Source organism: Massilia hydrophila (assembly GCF_020208145.1).
Lineage (GTDB): Bacteria > Pseudomonadota > Gammaproteobacteria > Burkholderiales > Burkholderiaceae_D > Telluria > Telluria hydrophila.
In genome coordinates, this window is record NZ_JAHYBX010000008.1 from 1 (window position 1) to 18251 (window position 18251).

17 protein-coding genes and 1 pseudogene are annotated in these 18251 nt (G+C 67.8%); 15 read left to right on the forward strand and 3 right to left on the reverse strand.

The window, feature by feature from the left end:
• Positions 1-106: pseudogene (locus LE190_RS16845) on the forward strand (IS5-like element ISDge16 family transposase); the annotation flags it as partial.
• A 17-nt stretch (positions 107-123) separates the two neighbouring features.
• Here LE190_RS16845 and LE190_RS16850 read toward each other — a convergent pair.
• Positions 124-1467: an MFS transporter gene (locus LE190_RS16850; RefSeq protein ID WP_225239791.1), complete on the reverse strand. Its 1344-nt coding sequence runs from the start codon at positions 1465-1467 to the stop codon at positions 124-126.
• Between the two features lie 194 nt (positions 1468-1661).
• On the opposite strand from LE190_RS16850, the gene cyoA reads away from it, so the two are divergent.
• The 9 genes from cyoA to LE190_RS16895 are packed head-to-tail and all read left to right on the forward strand — an operon-like array spanning position 1662 to position 9605.
• Entirely contained in the window at positions 1662-2699 is a 1038-nt protein-coding gene (gene cyoA, locus LE190_RS16855) for a ubiquinol oxidase subunit II (protein ID WP_225239792.1), read from the forward strand.
• A gap of 2 nt (positions 2700-2701) precedes the next feature.
• On the forward strand, positions 2702-4705 hold the full coding sequence (cyoB, locus tag LE190_RS16860) for a cytochrome o ubiquinol oxidase subunit I (RefSeq protein WP_225239793.1): 2004 nt from the start codon (positions 2702-2704) through the stop codon (positions 4703-4705).
• A 7-nt stretch (positions 4706-4712) separates the two neighbouring features.
• A complete protein-coding gene (gene cyoC / locus LE190_RS16865) occupies positions 4713-5348 on the forward strand; it encodes a cytochrome o ubiquinol oxidase subunit III (protein ID WP_225239794.1) in 636 nt (211 codons plus the stop codon).
• Positions 5345-5746 (forward strand): cytochrome o ubiquinol oxidase subunit IV, encoded by a 402-nt coding sequence (cyoD, locus tag LE190_RS16870; protein ID WP_225239795.1) that lies wholly within the window; start codon positions 5345-5347, stop codon positions 5744-5746. The genes cyoC and cyoD overlap by 4 nt, the downstream gene beginning before the upstream one ends.
• 3 nt (positions 5747-5749) lie before the next feature.
• The gene (locus tag LE190_RS16875; protein ID WP_225239796.1) at positions 5750-6583 is read left to right on the forward strand and encodes an SURF1 family protein; all 834 of its coding nucleotides are present in this window, start codon (positions 5750-5752) and stop codon (positions 6581-6583) included.
• A 13-nt stretch (positions 6584-6596) separates the two neighbouring features.
• Positions 6597-7937 carry an ATP-binding protein gene (locus LE190_RS16880; RefSeq protein WP_225239797.1) on the forward strand — a complete coding sequence of 447 codons (1341 nt, stop codon included), beginning with the start codon at positions 6597-6599 and terminating at the stop codon, positions 7935-7937.
• The gene (locus tag LE190_RS16885; RefSeq protein WP_225239798.1) at positions 7934-8476 is read left to right on the forward strand and encodes a response regulator transcription factor; all 543 of its coding nucleotides are present in this window, start codon (positions 7934-7936) and stop codon (positions 8474-8476) included. Before LE190_RS16880 ends, LE190_RS16885 begins: the two co-directional genes overlap by 4 nt.
• A gap of 9 nt (positions 8477-8485) precedes the next feature.
• Positions 8486-8890, forward strand: a complete 405-nt coding sequence (locus tag LE190_RS16890; RefSeq protein ID WP_225239799.1) for a c-type cytochrome — start codon at positions 8486-8488, stop codon at positions 8888-8890.
• Complete coding sequence (locus LE190_RS16895; RefSeq protein ID WP_225239800.1) at positions 8877-9605, forward strand: MOSC domain-containing protein; 729 nt, start codon at positions 8877-8879, stop codon at positions 9603-9605. The genes LE190_RS16890 and LE190_RS16895 overlap by 14 nt, the downstream gene beginning before the upstream one ends.
• Before the next feature lie 15 nt (positions 9606-9620).
• Here the strand turns inward: LE190_RS16895 and LE190_RS16900 are convergent, their stop codons facing one another.
• Positions 9621-10373, reverse strand: coding sequence for a ZIP family metal transporter (locus LE190_RS16900; RefSeq protein WP_225239801.1), 753 nt, complete (start codon positions 10371-10373; stop codon positions 9621-9623).
• A 113-nt stretch (positions 10374-10486) separates the two neighbouring features.
• Here LE190_RS16900 and LE190_RS16905 point away from each other — a divergent pair, with 113 nt between their 5' ends.
• From LE190_RS16905 to LE190_RS16920, 4 genes are all read left to right on the forward strand, one after another.
• On the forward strand, positions 10487-10924 hold the full coding sequence (locus LE190_RS16905) for an acetyltransferase (RefSeq protein ID WP_225239802.1): 438 nt from the start codon (positions 10487-10489) through the stop codon (positions 10922-10924).
• A 296-nt stretch (positions 10925-11220) separates the two neighbouring features.
• Entirely contained in the window at positions 11221-12306 is a 1086-nt protein-coding gene (locus LE190_RS16910; protein ID WP_225239803.1) for a hypothetical protein, read from the forward strand.
• Positions 12299-13531, forward strand: a complete 1233-nt coding sequence (locus LE190_RS16915) for a cation:proton antiporter domain-containing protein (protein ID WP_225239804.1) — start codon at positions 12299-12301, stop codon at positions 13529-13531. The genes LE190_RS16910 and LE190_RS16915 overlap by 8 nt, the downstream gene beginning before the upstream one ends.
• Positions 13528-14745, forward strand: a complete 1218-nt coding sequence (locus tag LE190_RS16920; protein WP_225239805.1) for a YbdK family carboxylate-amine ligase — start codon at positions 13528-13530, stop codon at positions 14743-14745. The genes LE190_RS16915 and LE190_RS16920 overlap by 4 nt, the downstream gene beginning before the upstream one ends.
• A gap of 13 nt (positions 14746-14758) precedes the next feature.
• On the opposite strand, the gene LE190_RS16925 is transcribed toward LE190_RS16920, so the two are convergent.
• Positions 14759-15286 carry a MarR family winged helix-turn-helix transcriptional regulator gene (locus tag LE190_RS16925; RefSeq protein WP_225239806.1) on the reverse strand — a complete coding sequence of 176 codons (528 nt, stop codon included), beginning with the start codon at positions 15284-15286 and terminating at the stop codon, positions 14759-14761.
• 102 nt (positions 15287-15388) lie between these two features.
• On the opposite strand from LE190_RS16925, the gene LE190_RS16930 reads away from it, so the two are divergent.
• Complete coding sequence (locus LE190_RS16930; RefSeq protein WP_225239807.1) at positions 15389-18199, forward strand: bifunctional diguanylate cyclase/phosphodiesterase; 2811 nt, start codon at positions 15389-15391, stop codon at positions 18197-18199.
• The last annotated feature ends 52 nt before the right edge of the window (positions 18200-18251 follow it).

The window sequence follows — 18251 nt, forward strand, 5'->3', positions numbered from 1 at the left end:
CAACCGGCTGAAGGACTTCCGCGCCGTTGCAACGCGTTACGACAAGCGCGGCCATAACTACCTCGCCGCAGTCATCGTGGCGACAATAATGTTATGGCTTCCCTGAACTCAGTCAGACAGACCCTAGTCCCGGATCTCCAGTGCCCGGTTCAGGCTCAGCGCCGCCAGCGAACCGACCGCGCCCGACAGCAGGTAGAGCGACACATAGCCGAGGCCGAAGTTGGCCGACAGCCCGAGCGCAACCAGCGGTGCGAAGGCGGCGCCCACCAGCCAGGCCAGGTCCGAGGTCAGGGCGGCCCCGGTATAGCGGTACTGCTGCTTGAAGTTGGCGGTCACGGCGCCGGCCGCCTGGCCATAGGACAGGCCAAGCAGGGTGAAGCCCACCAGGATGAAGATGTTCTGGCCGGTCTCGCCGCCATCCATCAGCGACGGCACGAAGCCGGAAAAGATCGCGATCAGTGCCGCCAGGGTGCCCAGCGTGGTACGGCGGCCGACCTTGTCGGCGATCAGGCCCGAGACGGCAATGGCGATCGCCGCCAGCACCGCGCCCCACATCTGGATGTGCAGGAATTCGCCCATCGGACGGGTGTCGTAGAGCTGAATCCAGGACAGCGGGAACACCGTCACCAGGTGGAACAGCGCATAGCTGGCGAGCGCGGCGAGGGCGCCGATGGCGATGTTGCTGCCCTGCGATTTCACCAGTTCGCCGACGGGGGCCGGGTCCAGTTCGTGCGCATCCAGCAGGCGCGAATACTCGCTGGTCGAGACCAGGCGCAACCTGGCGAACAGGGCCACCACGTTGATCGCGAAGGCACAGAAGAAGGGGAAGCGCCAGCCCCAGACCAGGAAGTCGTCCTGCGACAGGTTGGCCACCAGGTAGGCGAACAGGCCGGCCGCGATCAGGAAGCCGACTGGCGCCGCCAGCTGGCCCAGCATCGCATACCAGCCGCGCTTGTTTTCCGGCGCCGACAGGGCCAGCAGCGACGGCAGGCCGTCCCAGGAACCGCCCTGGGCAATGCCCTGGCCGATGCGCATCAGGGACAGGATGACGATCGAGGCCACGCCGATGCGGCTATAGGTTGGCAGGAAAGCGATCACGCAGGTGCAGGTACCCATCAGGAACAGGGCGATGGTGAGTTTGATTTCCCGGCTGAAACGCGTCTGCAGCCACATGAAGATCACGGTGCCGAGGGGGCGCGCGATGAATGCGAACGAAAAAATCGTAAATGAGTATAGTGTCGCTTCCAGTCGGTCAGCCCACGGGAAAAATACCGCGGGAAAAACCAGTACGGAAGCGATGGCGTAGACGAAGAATTCGAAATATTCCGAGGCGCGGCCAATGACCACGCCAACGGCGATTTCTCCCGGATGGATTTCGCCGTCCCGGGCATTGATGTTGCGGGCCCCGCTGGCAGGGTGGGTAATGGGAGCGGCACCTGCGCCGCCGTACGTCGTCGTGCTTTGCATATCTTCGTCTCCTTGGGTCTGCCCGGCCTGCAGTAGCCTGTGCGCACCCTGTTTTTATTTGCCATGCGCTTGTTAAATACGGCAATGCCGCAATTGCAATATAGCAAGGGTGGGACAAAGTGTCCAATGGCTGCCATAGGCCGTTGGCGTTACAGTAGCATGTTCTTATTCCCATGTAACGTTAGATACCTAGCATGATTCCTAAAATTGTCCGCCGCGGACTGCCATTACTCCCGCTTGCAGCGCTTGCCGGCTGCAACACGGTCGTAATGAATCCCACCGGCGATATCGCAAAACAGCAGGCAGACCTGATCACGATCTCGGTGCTGCTCATGTTGATCATCATCGTGCCGGTGATGATCCTGACGGTCCTGTTCGCCTGGCGCTACCGCAAGGGCGCCAACGCGAAATACGAGCCGGACTGGGACCACTCGACCAAGCTCGAGCTCGTGATCTGGGGCGCGCCGCTCCTGATCATCATCGTGCTCGGCCTGATCACCTGGGTCTCGACCCACAAGCTGGACCCGTACCGTCCGCTCGACCGCATCGACGAGCACCGCCCGATCCCGGCCTCGACCAAGCCGCTCGAAGTGCAGGTCGTGGCGCTCGACTGGAAGTGGCTGTTCATCTATCCGGAGCAGGGCATCGCTTCGGTGAACGAACTGGTCACCCCGGTGGACGTGCCGATCCGCTTCAAGATCACCTCATCGACCGTGATGAACACCTTCTACATCCCGACGCTGGCCGGCATGATCTACGCGATGCCGGGCATGGAGACGACCCTGAACGCCGTGCTGAACAAGCCGGGCGACTACAAGGGCCTGTCCGCCAACTTCAGCGGCGAAGGCTTCTCGCACATGCACTTCGGCTACAAGGGCGTGAGTGCGGGCGAGTTCGACGCCTGGGTCGCGAAGATGAAGACCAATCCGGGCGTGCTGAACCGTGCTGACTACCTGAACCTGGAAAAGCCTTCCGTGCGCGAGCCGGTGCGCTACTACGGCCAGGTGGAAACCGCGCTGTTCAACCGCGTGCTGAATCGTTGCGTGGCCGAAGGCAGCGTCTGCATGAACGAGCAGATGGCCAGGGACCACAAGCGCAACGAGGTCGCCGCTGCCGTGCGCAAGCTGCCGAAGGACGGCGCGGGTGCACAGATCGCCGGTCTGGAAGTGTGCGAGATCCCGGAAGCGGCGGCGGTGGCTGGTGCAACCAATAACATTTCTGTGAAGAAGTAACCATGCAAGACTCATTCGACTTGACGAAGCTTATCTTCGGTCGGCTCAGCTGGGACGCGATTCCGTTCCACGAGCCGATTCTGCTCGCGACCTTCGCCGGCGTGATCGTCGGTGGCCTGGCCCTGGCGGCCCTGATCACCTACTTCCGCCAGTGGGGCAACTTGTGGAACAACTGGTTCACCAGTATCGACCACAAGAAAATCGGTATCATGTACATGATCCTCGGCATCATCATGTTCCTGCGCGGCTTCGCCGACGCACTCATGATGCGCGCCCAGCAGGCGTTCGCCTTCGGCTCCAACCACGGCTTCCTGCCGCCCGACCACTACGACCAGATCTTCACCGCCCACGGCGTGATCATGATCTTCTTCGTGGCGATGCCGTTCGTGACGGGCCTGATGAACTACGTCGTGCCGCTGCAGATCGGCGCACGCGACGTGGCCTTCCCGTTCCTGAACAACTTCTCGTTCTGGATGACCACCATGGGCGCCGTGCTGGTCATGGCTTCGCTGTTCGTGGGTGAATTCGCACGTACCGGCTGGCTGGCCTATCCGCCGCTGTCGGGCATCCTGGCTAGCCCGGGTGTCGGCGTCGACTACTACATCTGGTCGCTGCAGATCGCGGGTGTCGGTACCTTGCTGTCGGGCGTCAACCTGATCGTCACCATCGTCAAGATGCGCGCGCCGGGCATGGGCCTGATGAAGATGCCTGTCTTCGTCTGGACCTCGCTGTGCACCAACATCCTGATCGTGATCACCTTCCCGATCCTGACCGCCGTGCTGGCCATGCTGGGCATGGACCGCCTGTTCGACACCGCGTTCTTCACGAACGACCGTGGCGGCAATGCCATGATGTACGTGAACCTAATCTGGATCTGGGGCCACCCGGAGGTCTACATCCTGATCCTGCCGGCCTTCGGCATCTTCTCGGAAGTCGTCTCGACCTTCTGCGGCAAGCGCCTGTTCGGCTATACCTCGATGGTGTACGCGACCTGCGTCATCATGGTCCTGTCCTACCTGGTGTGGCTGCACCACTTCTTCACCATGGGCAGCGGCGCGAGCGTGAACTCGTTCTTCGGCATCACCACGATGATCATCTCGATCCCGACCGGGGCGAAGATCTTCAACTGGCTGTTCACGATGTACCGCGGCCGTATCCGCTTCGAACTGCCGATGATGTGGACCGTGTCGTTCATGCTGACTTTTGTTATCGGCGGCATGACCGGCGTGATGCTGGCGATTCCCGCAGCCGACTTCGTGCTGCACAACTCGCTGTTCCTGATCGCCCACTTCCACAACGTGATCATCGGCGGCGTCGTGTTCGGCCTGTTCGCCGGCTTCAACTACTGGGCGCCGAAGATGTTCGGCGTCAAGCTGAACCAGTTCTGGGGCAAGGTCTCGTTCTGGCTGTGGTCGATCGGCTTCTGGGTCGCCTTCACGCCACCGTACATCCTGGGCTTCATGGGCTATACCCGCCGCATGAGCCACTTCGAGGACCATTCGGTGCAATGGCTGTTCCAGATTTCGCTGGTCGGCACCCTGATGATCGCCGGCGGTATCGGTGCGCTGCTGCTGCAATGCTTCTTCACCTGGAAAGACCGCGCCAAGCTGCGCGACGTCACCGGTGACCCGTGGGATGGCCGTACGCTGGAGTGGGCGACTTCGTCCCCGCCGCCGGACTACAACTTCGCCTTCACCCCGGTGGTGCACGACAACGATACCTTCGCCGACATGAAGAAGAACGGCTACCAGCGTCCTTTGACGAACTTCGTGCCGATCCACATGCCCAAGAACACCTGGGCCGGCTTCGGTATCTCGGCACTGTCGATGGTCGTTGGTTTCGGCATCATCTGGCACATGTGGCTGCTGGTCGGCTTGTCCTTCGTCGCCATGATGGCCGCGATCATCGTCCACACGTTCAACTACAAGCGCGATTTCTACATTCCTGCGGAAGAAGTGGCCCGCACCGAAGAAGCGCATACCCGTCTGCTGAAGAGCTACGTCTGAAACAACCATGGCAAATAATGCAACCATTCCCGGCGGCCTGACCGCCGACGAGGTGACCGCGCGCTACATGGTGCGCGAGCACCATCCGGAGCACGGCACCCTGCTGGGCTTCTGGATCTACCTGATGAGCGACTGCCTCATCTTCGCGTCCCTGTTCGCCACCTATGCGGTGCTGGGCCGTAACTACGCCGGCGGTCCGACCGGCGCCGAGCTGTTCGACCTGACGCTGATCGCCATTAACACCGGCTTCCTGCTGCTGTCGTCGATCACCTTCGGCATCGCGATGATCTCGGCCCAGGCCAAGAAATTGAAAGCGACCCTGCTCTGGATGGGCGTGACCGGCCTGCTGGGCGCGGCCTTCCTGTCGCTGGAACTGTACGAGTTCTACCACCTGATCCACGAAGGTGCGGGCCCGCAGCGCAGCGGCTTCCTGACCGCGTTCTTCGCGCTGGTCGGTACCCACGGCCTGCACGTGTTCTTCGGCGCGATCTGGCTGGTGACCCTGATGGTGCAGCTGAAGAAGCACGGCCTGACCATGGAAAACTTCCGTCGCCTGCAGTGCCTGTCGCTGTTCTGGCACTTCCTGGACGTCGTCTGGATCGGCGTGTTTACCTTTGTCTACCTGATGGGAGTGCTGCCATGAGCGACCACATCCACCACCACGAGCACGACCACGACGGTCACACCAGCTTCGTCACGCACTATGCGATGAAGGACTACGCGATCGGCTTCGTGCTGTCGCTGATCCTGACCGCGATCCCGTTCTGGCTCGTGATGGGCCACGTGCTGCCGCCGGAAACGACGAAGTACGTGATCATGGGCTTCGCGGCCGTGCAGTTCGTCGTGCAGATGATCTACTTCCTGCACATGAACTCGAAGTCGGAAGGCGGCTGGAACATGATGGCGCTGATCCTGACCGTCGTGCTGCTGGTGATCGTGCTGGCCGGTTCGATCTGGGTCATGACCCACATGAACTCCAACATGATGCCTTCCATGGGTGGCGCGAGCGATACCACCCACGGCATGCACGACATGCAGTAAGCAATGCAGGACGGCCGCGACCAGCACCACGGACCCGTCTCCCACCCACCCCGCAGCGCGTTGGCGCGGCGGGTGGTGGGCGCGGCGGCCCTGCTGCTGGTCGCGCTGTTCCTGGGTCTGGGCACCTGGCAGGTATTTCGCCTGCAATGGAAGCTCGACCTGATCGCTCGCGTCGACGCGCGCGTGCACGCTGCTCCGGTGACCACGCCTCCCGCCGCGCGCTGGGCGCAGCTCACCAGAGAATCCGACGAATACCGGCGCGTTCGCCTTGCCGGACACTACCTCTACGAATACACCACCCCGGTCCAGGCGCTGTCCGAGCTGGGCGCGGGTTTCTGGCTGCTCACGCCGCTCTGCACGGCCGAGGGCCACATCGTCTACGTCAACCGCGGTTTCATCCCGGCCGCGGACAACAAGCCTGGCCGCTATCCGGCGCGCCTTGCCAGCACTACTGCCCATCCCTGCGCTGCCGGCGGCGAGCGAGTCGCGCTGACCGGCCTGCTGCGCATCAGCGAGCCCAAAGGCGGCTTCCTGCGCGAGAACGACCCGGCGGCCAACCGCTGGTACTCGCGCGACATCGCCGCGCTGGCGGCCGCGCATGGCCTCGACAGGCCTGCGCCGAACGGCGCCCCGGCGGTTGCGCCGTTCTTTATCGACGCCGGCAAGGGCCAGGACCCGGCCGGCGCCCCCGAGCATCCCACCGGCGGGCTGACCGTCATCTCCTTCCAGAACAACCATCTGGTCTATGCGCTGACCTGGTACGCCTTGGCCCTGATGGTCGGCGCCGCCGCGTGGTGGGTCAGGCGTCATGGCGCTACAATGCGCCACGACGACTGACATCCTCCACCGCATGATCCAGAACCCCCTCGATTTCTTCGCCAAGGCAGGGCGCAGCTCGCCGCAGGCCGCGGCCGCCAGCGTCGAATTCGCCGCTGGGCACAAGAACATGCTGCAGCTGATCGAGCTGCGCTGGATCGCGGTGATCGGCCAGATCACCACGATCGCCGCGGCGATCCTGATCTTCGGCATCGAGCTGCCGCTGCTGCCCATGCTGCAGGTGCTGGCCTGCCTGATCGCGTTCAACGTGGCCAGCCACCTGCGCTGGCACGAGCGGCGGCCGGTCTCGAACGGCGAGGTGTTCATGGCCCTGCTGGTCGACGTCGCCAGCCTGACGGTGCTGCTCTACCTGTCGGGCGGTACCACCAACCCCTTCGCTTTCCTCTACCTGCTGCAGGTGATCCTGTCGGCCGTGCTGCTGGAAGCGCTCTGGACCTGGACCATCGTGCTGGTCACCATCGCCTGCATGGCCGGCCTGGCCATGTACGCCCAGCCGCTGGCCCTGCCGTTCGACCATGCGCGCGGCATCGCCAGCCTCTACATCCAGGGCCTGCTGGTGTGCTTCGGCTTGAACGCGGCGCTGCTGGTGATGTTCATCTCGCGCATCTCCGACACCCTGCGCCAGAAGGCCGCCCAGCTGGCCTCGCTGCGCCAGCACGCGGTGGAGGAGGAACACATCGTGCGCATGGGCCTGCTGGCCTCGGGCGCGGCGCACGAACTGGGCACCCCGCTGGCGACCGTCTCGGTCATCCTGGGCGACTGGAAGCGCATGCCGCAGTTCCGCCAGGATCCTGGCCTGCTGGAAGAGATCGCCGAAATGCAGACCCAGATCCAGCGCTGCAAGACCATCGTCAGCGGCATCCTGCTCTCGGCCGGCGAGGCGCGCGGCGAATCGGCGGTGCGCACCACGGTGCGCAACTTCCTCGACGGGCTGGTCGAGTCCTGGCGCGCGAGCCGTCCGGTCGCCGCGTTCCAGTACAATAACCGTATCCTGGAAGACCGTCCGGTCGCCTCCGACTCGGCGCTCAAGCAGACCATCGACAACCTGCTCGACAATGCGCTGGAGGCCTCGCCCGGCTGGGTCGGGCTGGATGCGTGGATCGCGGACGGTAGCCTGTTCGTCGCCGTAACCGACCGCGGTCCCGGTTTCGCACCCGAGATGCTCGGCCAGATCGGCAAGCCCTACCAGTCCACCAAGACCAAGCCCGGACATGGCCTGGGGCTGTTCCTGGCCGTGAACGTGGTACGCAAGCTGGGCGGCTCGGTGACGGCCGTGAACCGGGAGCAGGGCGGGGCCCAGGTAACGCTGAGCCTGCCGCTGTCGGGCATTGAACTGGAAGAGGAAGACATTTGACGGATCATCTGGAGCGCCTGCTGCTCATCATCGAGGACGACGAGGCGTTCGCGCGTACCCTGAGCCGCTCTTTCGAGCGGCGCGGTTACCGCGTGCTGGTGGCACCCGGACAGGACGAGGCGGCGGCGCTGCTGGAATTGCATACGCCCGGCTACGCCGTGGTCGACCTCAAGCTGAAGGGACAGTCCTCCGGCCTGGCCTGCGTCCAGCTGCTGCACGAGCACGACCCCGACATGCTGATCGTGGTGCTGACCGGCTTCGCCAGCATCGCCACCGCGGTCGAGGCGATCAAGCTGGGTGCGGTCCAGTACCTGGCCAAGCCGTCCAATACGGACGACATCGAAGCCGCCTTCGGCCACGTGGCCGGCAATACCGAGGTCGAGGTCACCAAGCGCTCGACTTCGATCAAGACCCTGGAGTGGGAACGCATCCACGCGGTGCTGGCCGAGACCGACTTCAACATCTCGGAAGCGGCGCGCCGCCTCGGGCTGCACCGGCGCACGCTGGCGCGCAAGCTCGAGAAGCAACGGGTGAAATAGGGGAGCCGCATGCGCGCCTGGCTGCTGCTTCCGCTGGCCTTGCTGGTGGCCGCCGCGCCGCCGCGGGCGGCCGCCGCGCCCCAGTCCGATGCCCTGGAAGCGGGCCGCAAGGCCTTCAGGCGCTGCGCCTCCTGCCACCAGGTCGGGCCCGGCGCGCGCAGCCAGTTCGCGCCCCACCTGAACGGCATCGTCGGGCGCCGCGCCGGCACGCTGCCGGACTTCGCCTATTCCCCCGCCATGAAGCAGGCCGGTTTCGTCTGGACCGAAGCGCGCCTGCGCGCTTTCCTGGCCGATCCGGACAAGATAGTGCCAGGCAATAAGATGCGTTTCTGGAACATCATGGGCGAGCGCCAGGTCGGCGATCTGGCCGCCTACCTGGCGACGCTGCCGCCGGCCGGCGATGCCCGGCGCTGAAGACCGGCTGGCCGGCCAGGTCGTGGGGCTGGCGCTGCGCCCGTCCGGCTCGGCGGCACCGGTACCGGCCATCCACGTACGTGCCTGCGCCGGCACTGGCCTGGAAGGCGACCGGCACGCCGACGCCCGTTCCCCGCGCCAGGTATTGCTGGCCGCCAGCGCCGTCTACGGCGAACTCGGGCTGGCCCCGCTGGCCCTGCGCGAAAACATCCTGCTGGATGCCAATGTCGCGGGCTTGCCCTCGGGCAGCTTGCTGCGCATCGGTGCGCAGGCCATCCTGCGCCTGAGCTTCGAGTGCGAGGCCTGCGGCGCGCTCGAGCGGCAGCGCCCCGGCCTGGCGCGTGCGCTCGGGGGGCGGCGCGGCGTGCTGGCCAGCGTCGCCGCCGGAGGCGAGATCCGGCTCGGCGACCCGGTGCACGTAATGACGCGGCGCCTGCCGGCCCTGGCCGAAGACTGGCGCGCACGGGTCTTGCAGGTGCTGGCCGCGGTCCCGGAGGGGATGGTGGTCGAGTATGCGCTGCTGGCCCGCCTGGCCGGCATCCAGTCCAGTTATTGCCGCGCATTTCCGCGCCTGCTGGCCGCCCATGGCCTCGCCGCCAGGGCGCTGCCGGCGCAAACGCTGCGCCATGCCGCGAAGGCCGGGGCAACCCCGCCGCGCTGGGATGGCACCGGCTGGCACGGCGTGGGCGCTGGCGGCCCGGCGCCGGGCGACTGAGCCCGGACGGATCCCCTATCCGCCGAGCTTGCTGAGCGCGAACGCCGCCAGGAAGCCGGCCACCGTGATCAGTCCGGCGAAATCGTGGGTCTCTTCGAAGGCTTCGGGGATCATGGTGTCGACCAGCATCGCCAGGATGGCGCCCGCCGCCACCGCCATGGTCGCGGCCACGACCTGGGGCGAGAAGTGGCGGAACAACGCATAGCCGAGCAGGGCCGCCACGCCGGAGGCGAGCGCGATACCACCCCAGATGCCGAAGATGTAGCCTGCCTTGCGGCCCGCGCGCTTCATGCCGGCCGCGCTTGAAATGCCTTCCGGGATGTTGGAAACGAAGATCGCCGCCACCGCCGCCATGCTGACCTTGCCGCCGTCGAGCATCGACAGGCCGATCACGATCGATTCCGGGATCCCGTCGAGCAGGGCGCCGACCGCGATCGCACGTCCGCTGCCGTCGTCGTCCACCGCCGGTGGCTGGCGACCGGAGCGCTTGCGGTGGCGCGCGCCGTGCCGGGACAGCAGGCGGTTGACCAGGGTGTAGACGGTGGCGCCGCCCAGGAAGCCGGCGGCGGTCGAGACGAAGCCGCCGGTGTGGAAGGCGTGCTCCATCAGTTCGAACGAGAGCGCCGCGATCAGCACGCCGCTGCCGAAGGCCATGATGGCGGCGATCAGCCGCTGCGGCAGCGGCAGCCGGTAGCCGGCCAGCGCGCCGAGCAGCAGCGCGCCGCCCGCCAGCAGGCCCCAGGCCCCCGCTTGCAGCCAGTATGGCATCCACGTCCTCCCTCGTATCGGTCCGGCCTCGCCTCCGGCCGTGTTTGCAATAATACGTCCCCAAGCTGCCGTGGATGAGGCAAAATTGGCATTTTGTACAACTTCGACTGCCGATGGACCGTATCCGCCTATCCACCCCTGACGACAGCGCCGTGCTCGCGGCGATCTGGCGCGCCAGCGTGCGCGCGACCCACGATTTCCTGTCCGAACAGGATTTCCAGGAGATCGAACTCCTGGTGAGCCGCGACTACCTGCCGGCGACGCCGGTCTGGGTCGCCCTCGACGCCGACGGCAGGCCGCGCGGCTTCATGGGCCTGAGCGGCGCGCATGTGGACGCCCTGTTCATCGACCCTGCCTGCCGCGGCCAGGGGATCGGGCGCCGCCTCCTGGCGCACGCGGAGGCGCTGGCGGGGCGGCTCAGCGTCGATGTCAACGAACAGAACACGGGGGCGCTCGGCTTCTACCGGCACCTCGGCTTCCATCCCACCGGCCGCTCGCCATGCGACGATGCGGGCCGCCCTTATCCCTTGCTGCACCTGCGCCAGGCCTGAGCGCAGCGAGGCCGGTAGCGTGGGCGTGTCAACAAGTACATTCGAACAAATTGGGTTGCCTTCAGAATATTTTTAGTCCATCATAGCCGGGTGGCGCCAGTCTGCGACAGCCCGGTGCCCGATCAGCGATGAGGCGGTTGAGTCCGTTTCTTTACGTCCCCCGCATCATGCCGGGGGACTTTTTTCGGTGCCGCGGCCAAGCGCGCCGCGGCTGGCGCCACGCGGCGCCTGCCGGCCCACCGCCAGCCGCCTGCCCAACCTGTCGGCGCGCCGGCGCGTGACCTACCGGAGGAAACTTGAGCGAACCATTCCCCGATCTGTTTTCAAGGACGACAGCAGCTGCCAACGCGCGCCGCTTCGTCTCCACGCTGGCCGCTTCCACTTTGCTGGCCGCCGGCAGCCTGGTCCAGGCTGCTCCCGGCCCCGCGAAGTCCGCGCTGCCGGCAGTGGCCGACTTCCAGAAGCTGAGCGGCTCGCGCGCCGCGCGCTGCAACGCCGCGCTCGAGCCCGCCCTGCGCAGCCTCGGGCCGCCGGCCCTGCGCCAGTGCGCGTGGAGCGGACGGGTCGAGATGCTATACTGGCAGGACATCGCCGACATTCCGCATAGCTGCCTGCCGACCGCCGCCATCGCCTGGCACCGCCTCGGCGCCGGCGCACACGCGGTGTTGCGTCCGTGGAGCGGCAGCTGGAGCGGCCAGTCGCTGCAGCTGCAGTACAACGGCGTCGAGCATGCCGGCATGGTGTGGCGCCAGCCCGATGGCGGCTGGTCCGCGGTCCTGTGGCGCTGGCGGCCGTCCGAGCGGCTGGCGACCCGCAACTGGCAGCTTGGCCACTGGAAGGACGTGGCGGCGGCCGTGCGCGCGGTCGACGCGGCCAATCCCGCGCCGCCGCGCACGCCCCTGATGATGGCCTGGCTGGACGCCACCAACGGCAAGCCGCGCGCCATCGACGGCGATGCCTGGCGCTGGGTCAGCGCCGACGCCTGCCTGGCCCTGCAGACCGCCAGCCTGGGCCAGGCCCAGTTGCACCTGCCGTATTCGCGCGACGATGCCCGCCTGGAACAGCGCAGCGCGATGCAGGTCCAGCTGGCGCGCCGCTTCCCGCAGGCGCAGTGGCTGCGCCCGTTCACCCTGGTCGAGCCGGCGATTTCCGGCGACCGCACCGGGGCCAAGTTCCTGGCCGTATGGCAGGAAGGCGCGGCGGTGCAGGGCCAGTTGTGGATTCCGCTGCGCGACCAGGGCGGCATCGTGCGCGCCCGCATCTCCAGCGAGCTGCCTTCGGCGGGCGGCCCACGCGCCGCCGAGGCCGGCAAGGCGCGCGCGGCCCTGATCGAACGCGAGCTCGGTGCGCTTGCCCATGCCTGGGAGGCACGCCATGAATGACGAACTGACCACGCCCTTGTGGCTGCTCTCGCCGCTGGCGGTACTGGGCGCCGGGCTGATGCTGGCCCTGGTGGCCGGCATGCTGCTGCAGCGGCTGCGGATCCCGAAGCTGTACGGTGCGGTGCTGGCCGGGCTGCTGCTGGGCGCCACCGGCGCCGAGCTGATCGACCGTGCCTTGCTGGCGCAGTTCCAGGAACTGCTCAATGCCGCCGCGGCGCTGGTGCTGTTCGAGGTCGGACGCAAGATGGACCTGGCCTGGCTGCTGCGCAGCGGGCGCCAGGGCGGCAGCCTGCTGCTGGCGACCTTCGCCCGCCTGGTGGCGGTGGCGCTCACCATCCGCCTGCTGGGCCTGCCGTGGGGCGCGGCGATCTTCATCGCCTCGATCCTGATCGCGGTGAACCCGGTGATCGTCAATTCCATGGTGGCCGACGAAAACGCCAGCGGCACCAGCACCTTCGCCACCGCCAACATGGTGGGCCTGAGCAGCCTGGTGGCCCTCTTGGTGCTGGCCCTGACCATGGCCTGGACCCGCAGCCAGGGGCTGGACGCCGGCACCAGCTTCGGCGAGGAGCTGATGCGCCAGGGCGGCAAGCTGGTGCTGGGCGCCGGCATCGCGCTCCTGTCCTACGGCCTGTACGCGGCCGCCACCCGGCTGTGCAAGGTGCCGGCCACGCTGCGTCCCGGCATGCTGCTGGCGGCGCTGCTGATCGACCTCGGCCTGTGCTCGATCTCGTCCTCGAGCGCGCTGCTGTCCCTGTTGCTGATGGGCCTGCTGCTGCGCAACGTCGAGCGCCGCGACAACGTGTTCCAGGCCCAGCTCAAGACCGCGCAGGACATCGGCTACGTGCTGCTGTTCCTGATGTCGGCGGCCCTGGTCGACCTGCAGGGCCTGGCGCAGGGCTGGACGCTGCTCGGCGCGCTGGCCGTGTTCGCGGTGCGCATCGGCGCCACCCGCCTGGCCCTGTGGCCGGGCAGCGCGTGGGACCGCAACAAGAAGCATGCGATGGCGCTCTCCATGTGCTCGCTGGTGAGCTACGGCGGGCTGGTGGTCGACACCACCCTCAATGCCTACACCGGCCTGGACCAGGCCTCCACCGAACTGATGGGCGCGCTGCTGGCCCTGAACGTGCTGCTTGCCCCGGGCCTGACCTGGCTCGGCCTGCGCATGGCGGGCGAAACCTACCGCCCGCTGGGCGAATCGAGGAAGGACGGAGTGCATCCATGAGCGAGATCCTGATCAACGACGAGGCCGCGCGCCGCCTGCGGGAAGCGCAGGCCCAGGCGGTGTCGGGCAAGGGCCCGGCATTCCTGCCCGACTTCACGCCTTCGACCGTGGGCACCATGGGCATCGAGCTGGAGCTGATGGTGCTCGACCGCCTCACCTACGACCTGTTCCCCGCCGCGCCCGACATCCTGCGCGTCCTCGACAAGCAGGACAAGCCCTGGGTGCACACGCCCGAGATCACCACCTCGATGCTGGAAGTGGCGACCTCGATCCTGGGCTCGTTCGGCGAGGCCGAGGAGCAGCTCGAGCATATCCGGGCGACCGTGCAGCGCGCCGCCTTCGACGTGGGCGCCTCGGTCTCCGGCGGCGGCGCCCATCCGTTCCAGCGCTGGAACGAGCAGCGCATCTACCCGAAGGAACGCTACTTCGAGTCCGAGCGCAAGTACGGCTACCTGGCCAAACTGTTTACCGTGTTCGGCATGCACGTGCACATTGGTGCCGGCAGCGCCGACGAAGCGATCCGCCTGTGCGCCTGGCTCACCCAGCGCGCACCGCTGTTCATTGCACTGTCCGCGAATTCCGTGTGCTGGCAGGGCGAGGTATCGGGTTTTTGCAGTTCGCGCAGCAACGTGGTGGGGGCCTTCCCGATGAGCGGCATCCAGCCGCACGACTTCCGCAGCTGGCAGGACTTCCGCGACTATTTCGATCGCCTGGCCGGCTTTGGCATCGTCAACAGCATCAAGGATTTCTACTGGGACGTGCGGCCCAAGCCCGAGTACGGCACCATCGAGCTGCGCGTGCTCGACACCCCGCTCAAGCCGGTGTACGCGGCCGCGCTGGCCTGCTATGCGCGCGAGCTGTGCCTGGAATTCGCCGACCAGGCCGGCGCCTGGCCGACCAACGGCAGCCGCGAGCTGTACACCTGGAACCGTTTCAATGCCGCGCGCGATGGCGTCGATGCCGTGTACATCGATCCGGAAACCGGCGCCTCGACGCCGGTGGCCGAGGTCATCCGCGCCGACCTGGAGCGCCTGGGCCGGCGCTCCGGTGATCCGGGCTTCGCGCGGGCGCGCGAAGTGATCGGCGACCTGATGCGCGATGGCGGCCAGGCCGGCCTGTTGCGGCGCCACCTGGCGGCCGGCGGCGGCATGAACGACCTGGCCCGGGTCGCCAGCGAGATCTTCGACGCCGGGCCCGCGCCAGCGCGCGCCTGACGCACCCGGCCGGCTACAGCTGGGCCAGCGGCAGGCTGCCGGCCGCATCGTCCACGCCGAGCTGGGCGATCAGGCGGTCGAGGTTCCGTTCCAGCTGCAGCAGGGTTTCCAGGTCGAGGCTGGCAAGGGCATCCGGCAGCACGCCGGCGAAGGGCAGCGGCGCGCGCCGCAGGATGTCGGTGCCCGCCGGCAGCACCTGCAGTGCCACGTTGCGCCGGTCGGTGCCCGCCCGGCTGCCGCTCACATAGCCGCGCTCGACGAGGGCGCGCACCAGGTTGCTGGCGGTGGACTGGTGGATATCGAGCTCGCGCGCGAGTCCCGTTGCGCCGATGCCGGGATGGCGCTCGATCACCGACAGCGCCCACAGCTGGGCGCCGCCAAGTCCCGCTTCGCGCTCGACCTGGCGGAAATGGGTCTTGACGGCATTGAACACGATACGGAACTGGCGCAGTACGCGCATCGGACGATCGTCGGCGATGGCGGGCGCTGCGGGACCGGTGGAAAGCGGGGGAGCGGCGCTGGGGTCGGAGGTGGCGGACATGGCGAGATCATAGCGGAAATCGGGCCCCGGCGGGCGCCGGCCCCGTCCTTTGCGCCGCCGAAACGTGGCGCGGCGGCGGCCGCCTTTTGCTAGGATGACCGCATGAAACGCCTGCTCGCCCATCCGCTGTTCCAGCGGTGGCGCGTGGTGTCGCGCGCCGCCGTCGCGACTTCCCTGGCCGGGTTCGCGCTGACCGCAATCCTGTTCGGCGTGGCGCGCCAGATGGAGGGGGAAGGCGCGCGCGCCGAGTTCGAGCAGCGCACGGCGGTGCGCATGGCGGCGGTCACGCGGGCGTTCGACGACGCGGTGCGCGACCTGCGCGCGCTGAACCTGCTGTTCGCGGCCAACGGCGGTACGATCACGCGCGCAAGTTTCGATGCCTTCGCCCGCCCGCTGGCGGCCCGCAATGCCTATCTGCTTGCGCTCGAGTACCAGCGTTTCATCACGCACGCCCAGCGGCCCGCCTTCGAGGCCGCGCAGCGGCGCCTGTGGCCGGACTATGCGCTGCGCGAACGGCTGCCTTCGGGCACCCTGGTCACGGCAGGCGTGCGGGCGCGCTACCTGGTCACCGATTACGTGGCGCCGATCTCCGGCAATGGCGACGCGTTCGGCTACGACGCCTGGTCCGGCGCCGAAGAGCGCGCCACGACCGAGCGCGCGATCGACAGCGGCGCGCCGACCGCCACCCCGGTCCTGCACCTGCTGCAGGGTGATGGCGCGCTGCGCGGGGTACTCCTGATCATGCCGGTCTACCGTGCCGGTGCCGTGCTGGCGGACGTGCGGGCGCGCCGCGCCGCCGCCCTCGGCACGACCCTGGCCGTGCTGGATGCGGGCATGCTGGTCGGCTCCAGCCTGGAGGATGCGCGCCTGCTCTCCGGCGGCGACGGGCTGGTCCTGCACGGGCGCGACATGCGCGGCGCGCGGGTCGCCGTGTTCAGCCACCCGGCCCCGCAGCCCACGCTGGCGGCCTGGGAACGCTGGCTGGGCGGGGGCGCGGACACGCTCATGCGCAGCTTCGAGGTCGGCGGCATGCGCTGGGAGCTGACCGCGCTGCGTCCGCCAAGGACGCTGGACAGCCAGGTCGGCTCGCTGTCGATCCTCGGCTACGGCTGCGTGCTGACGCTGGCCGCGGCCGCCCTGGTGCAGCAGCGCAGCGTGCGCACCCGCCGCATCGAATCCCTGGTCGAACGCCGCAGCGCCGACCTGGCCCGGGCCGCCGGCGCGCTGCGCCTGCACCAGCGCGCGATCGAGTCGGCCGCCAACCCGATCCTCCTGATCAGCGCCACGCGCCCCGGCTACCCGATCGAATACGCCAATCCGGCCTGCGAACGGCTCCTGGGCTACGGGCCCGGCGAACTGCTCGGCAGGCCGCTGGCGGTGCTGGCGCGTCCCGGCAGCGACGAGCCGGGACTGGAGGAACTGCGCCAGGCATTGCGCGCCCGCCGCAAGGGCCACGCCCTGGTGCGCCAGGCCACGCGCGACGAGCGCGAGCTGGTCAGCGAGGTGTACATCGCTCCCGTCAACAACGAGCAGGGCCTCACCGAGCACTTCGTGGTCACCACCTACGACGTCACGGTCGCCAAGCGCTACGAGGCGGAACTGGCGCACCGGGCACGCTACGACACCCTGACCGGACTGGCCAACCGCGCGCTGCTGGCCGACCGCATCGAGCGCGCCATCGCCGCCGCCGGCAGCCTGCCGGTATGGGCGGTGGCGCTCGACATCGACCATTTCAAGCTGGTCAACGATACGCTCGGCCGCCGCCTCGGCGACGAAGCCCTGCGCGCCCTGGCCACCCGCATCGCCGCCGCGCTGCGCCAGACCGACACCGCGGCGCGCGCCGGCGGCGACGACTTCATGCTGGTGCTGACCGGCTGCAGCGACGAGCGCCAGGCCGCGGGCCGGCTGCAGGCCGTGCGCGAGGCCATCGCCGAGCCGCTGCAGGTCGACGGCCACACCCTGGTGTTCGGTTCCAGCGCCGGCGTGGCCGGCTATCCGGCCGACGGGCAGGATCCGGAAACCCTGGTCAAGCATGCCGAAGTCGCGATGTACCGCGCCAAGCAGACCGGACGCAACGCGGTCCAGTTCTATGCGCCCCACATGAACGCCCACGCCACCGACCGCCTGGCCCTGGAGGGGGCGCTGCGCGGGGCGCTGCGCGAGGACCAGTTCGAGCTGCACTTCCAGCCGCAGGTGGAACTCGGCAGCGGGCGGGTGGTGGGGACGGAGGCCCTGATCCGCTGGCGCCACCCGCAGTTCGGCACGGTGCGCCCGGAACGCTTCATCGCGCTGGCCGAGGAAACCGGCCTGATCGTCCCGATCGGCGCCTGGGTCCTGCGCGCCGCCTGCCGCCAGAACGTCCACTGGCAGCGCGCCGGACTGGGGCAGCTGCGTATCGGCGTCAACCTGTCGGCACGCCAGTTTTCGGAACCCGACCTGGTGCAGACGGTGCGCCAGGTGCTCGACGAGACCGGGCTGCCGCCCGATTCGCTCGAGATCGAGCTGACCGAAAGCATGATGATGGCCGACATCGAGGCCGCGATCGAGACCATGCGCTGCCTGAAGACAATGGGCGTGAAGCTGTCGATCGACGATTTCGGCACCGGCTACTCGAGCCTGTCCTACCTGAGGCGCCTGCCCGTCGACGTGCTCAAGATCGACCGCTCCTTCGTGCGCGACATCGCGGGCAGCGCCGATGGCGCGGCCATGGTCGGCGCCATCATTTCGCTCGCCCACGGCCTGCGCAAGCAGGTGATCGCCGAAGGCGTCGAAACCCTGGCCCAGCTCGACTACCTGCGCGGCTGCGGCTGCGACGAGGTCCAGGGCCATATCTTCAGCCGTCCTGAACCGGTGCACGCGGTCGAGCGCCTGTTGCGCCAGGGCAGGGCCGAGCCCGTTCCGCTGCAGGCCTGAGTAATGAAGGGCGCGGAACAGGGCGCGGAACAGGGCGTGGCAAGCGAAGCGG

What these genes read in the sequence shown, in the direction of transcription:
- LE190_RS16850 (WP_225239791.1), bottom strand. Translation starts at nt 1,467, where the DNA reads ATGCAAAGCACGACGACGTACGGCGGCGCAGGTGCCGCTCCCATTACC.
- cyoA (WP_225239792.1), top strand. Translation starts at nt 1,662, where the DNA reads ATGATTCCTAAAATTGTCCGCCGCGGACTGCCATTACTCCCGCTTGCA.
- cyoB (WP_225239793.1), top strand. Translation starts at nt 2,702, where the DNA reads ATGCAAGACTCATTCGACTTGACGAAGCTTATCTTCGGTCGGCTCAGC.
- cyoC (WP_225239794.1), top strand. Translation starts at nt 4,713, where the DNA reads ATGGCAAATAATGCAACCATTCCCGGCGGCCTGACCGCCGACGAGGTG.
- cyoD (WP_225239795.1), top strand. Translation starts at nt 5,345, where the DNA reads ATGAGCGACCACATCCACCACCACGAGCACGACCACGACGGTCACACC.
- LE190_RS16875 (WP_225239796.1), top strand. Translation starts at nt 5,750, where the DNA reads ATGCAGGACGGCCGCGACCAGCACCACGGACCCGTCTCCCACCCACCC.
- LE190_RS16880 (WP_225239797.1), top strand. Translation starts at nt 6,597, where the DNA reads ATGATCCAGAACCCCCTCGATTTCTTCGCCAAGGCAGGGCGCAGCTCG.
- LE190_RS16890 (WP_225239799.1), top strand. Translation starts at nt 8,486, where the DNA reads ATGCGCGCCTGGCTGCTGCTTCCGCTGGCCTTGCTGGTGGCCGCCGCG.
- LE190_RS16895 (WP_225239800.1), top strand. Translation starts at nt 8,877, where the DNA reads ATGCCCGGCGCTGAAGACCGGCTGGCCGGCCAGGTCGTGGGGCTGGCG.
- LE190_RS16900 (WP_225239801.1), bottom strand. Translation starts at nt 10,373, where the DNA reads ATGCCATACTGGCTGCAAGCGGGGGCCTGGGGCCTGCTGGCGGGCGGC.
- LE190_RS16905 (WP_225239802.1), top strand. Translation starts at nt 10,487, where the DNA reads ATGGACCGTATCCGCCTATCCACCCCTGACGACAGCGCCGTGCTCGCG.
- LE190_RS16915 (WP_225239804.1), top strand. Translation starts at nt 12,299, where the DNA reads ATGAATGACGAACTGACCACGCCCTTGTGGCTGCTCTCGCCGCTGGCG.
- LE190_RS16920 (WP_225239805.1), top strand. Translation starts at nt 13,528, where the DNA reads ATGAGCGAGATCCTGATCAACGACGAGGCCGCGCGCCGCCTGCGGGAA.
- LE190_RS16925 (WP_225239806.1), bottom strand. Translation starts at nt 15,286, where the DNA reads ATGTCCGCCACCTCCGACCCCAGCGCCGCTCCCCCGCTTTCCACCGGT.
- LE190_RS16930 (WP_225239807.1), top strand. Translation starts at nt 15,389, where the DNA reads ATGAAACGCCTGCTCGCCCATCCGCTGTTCCAGCGGTGGCGCGTGGTG.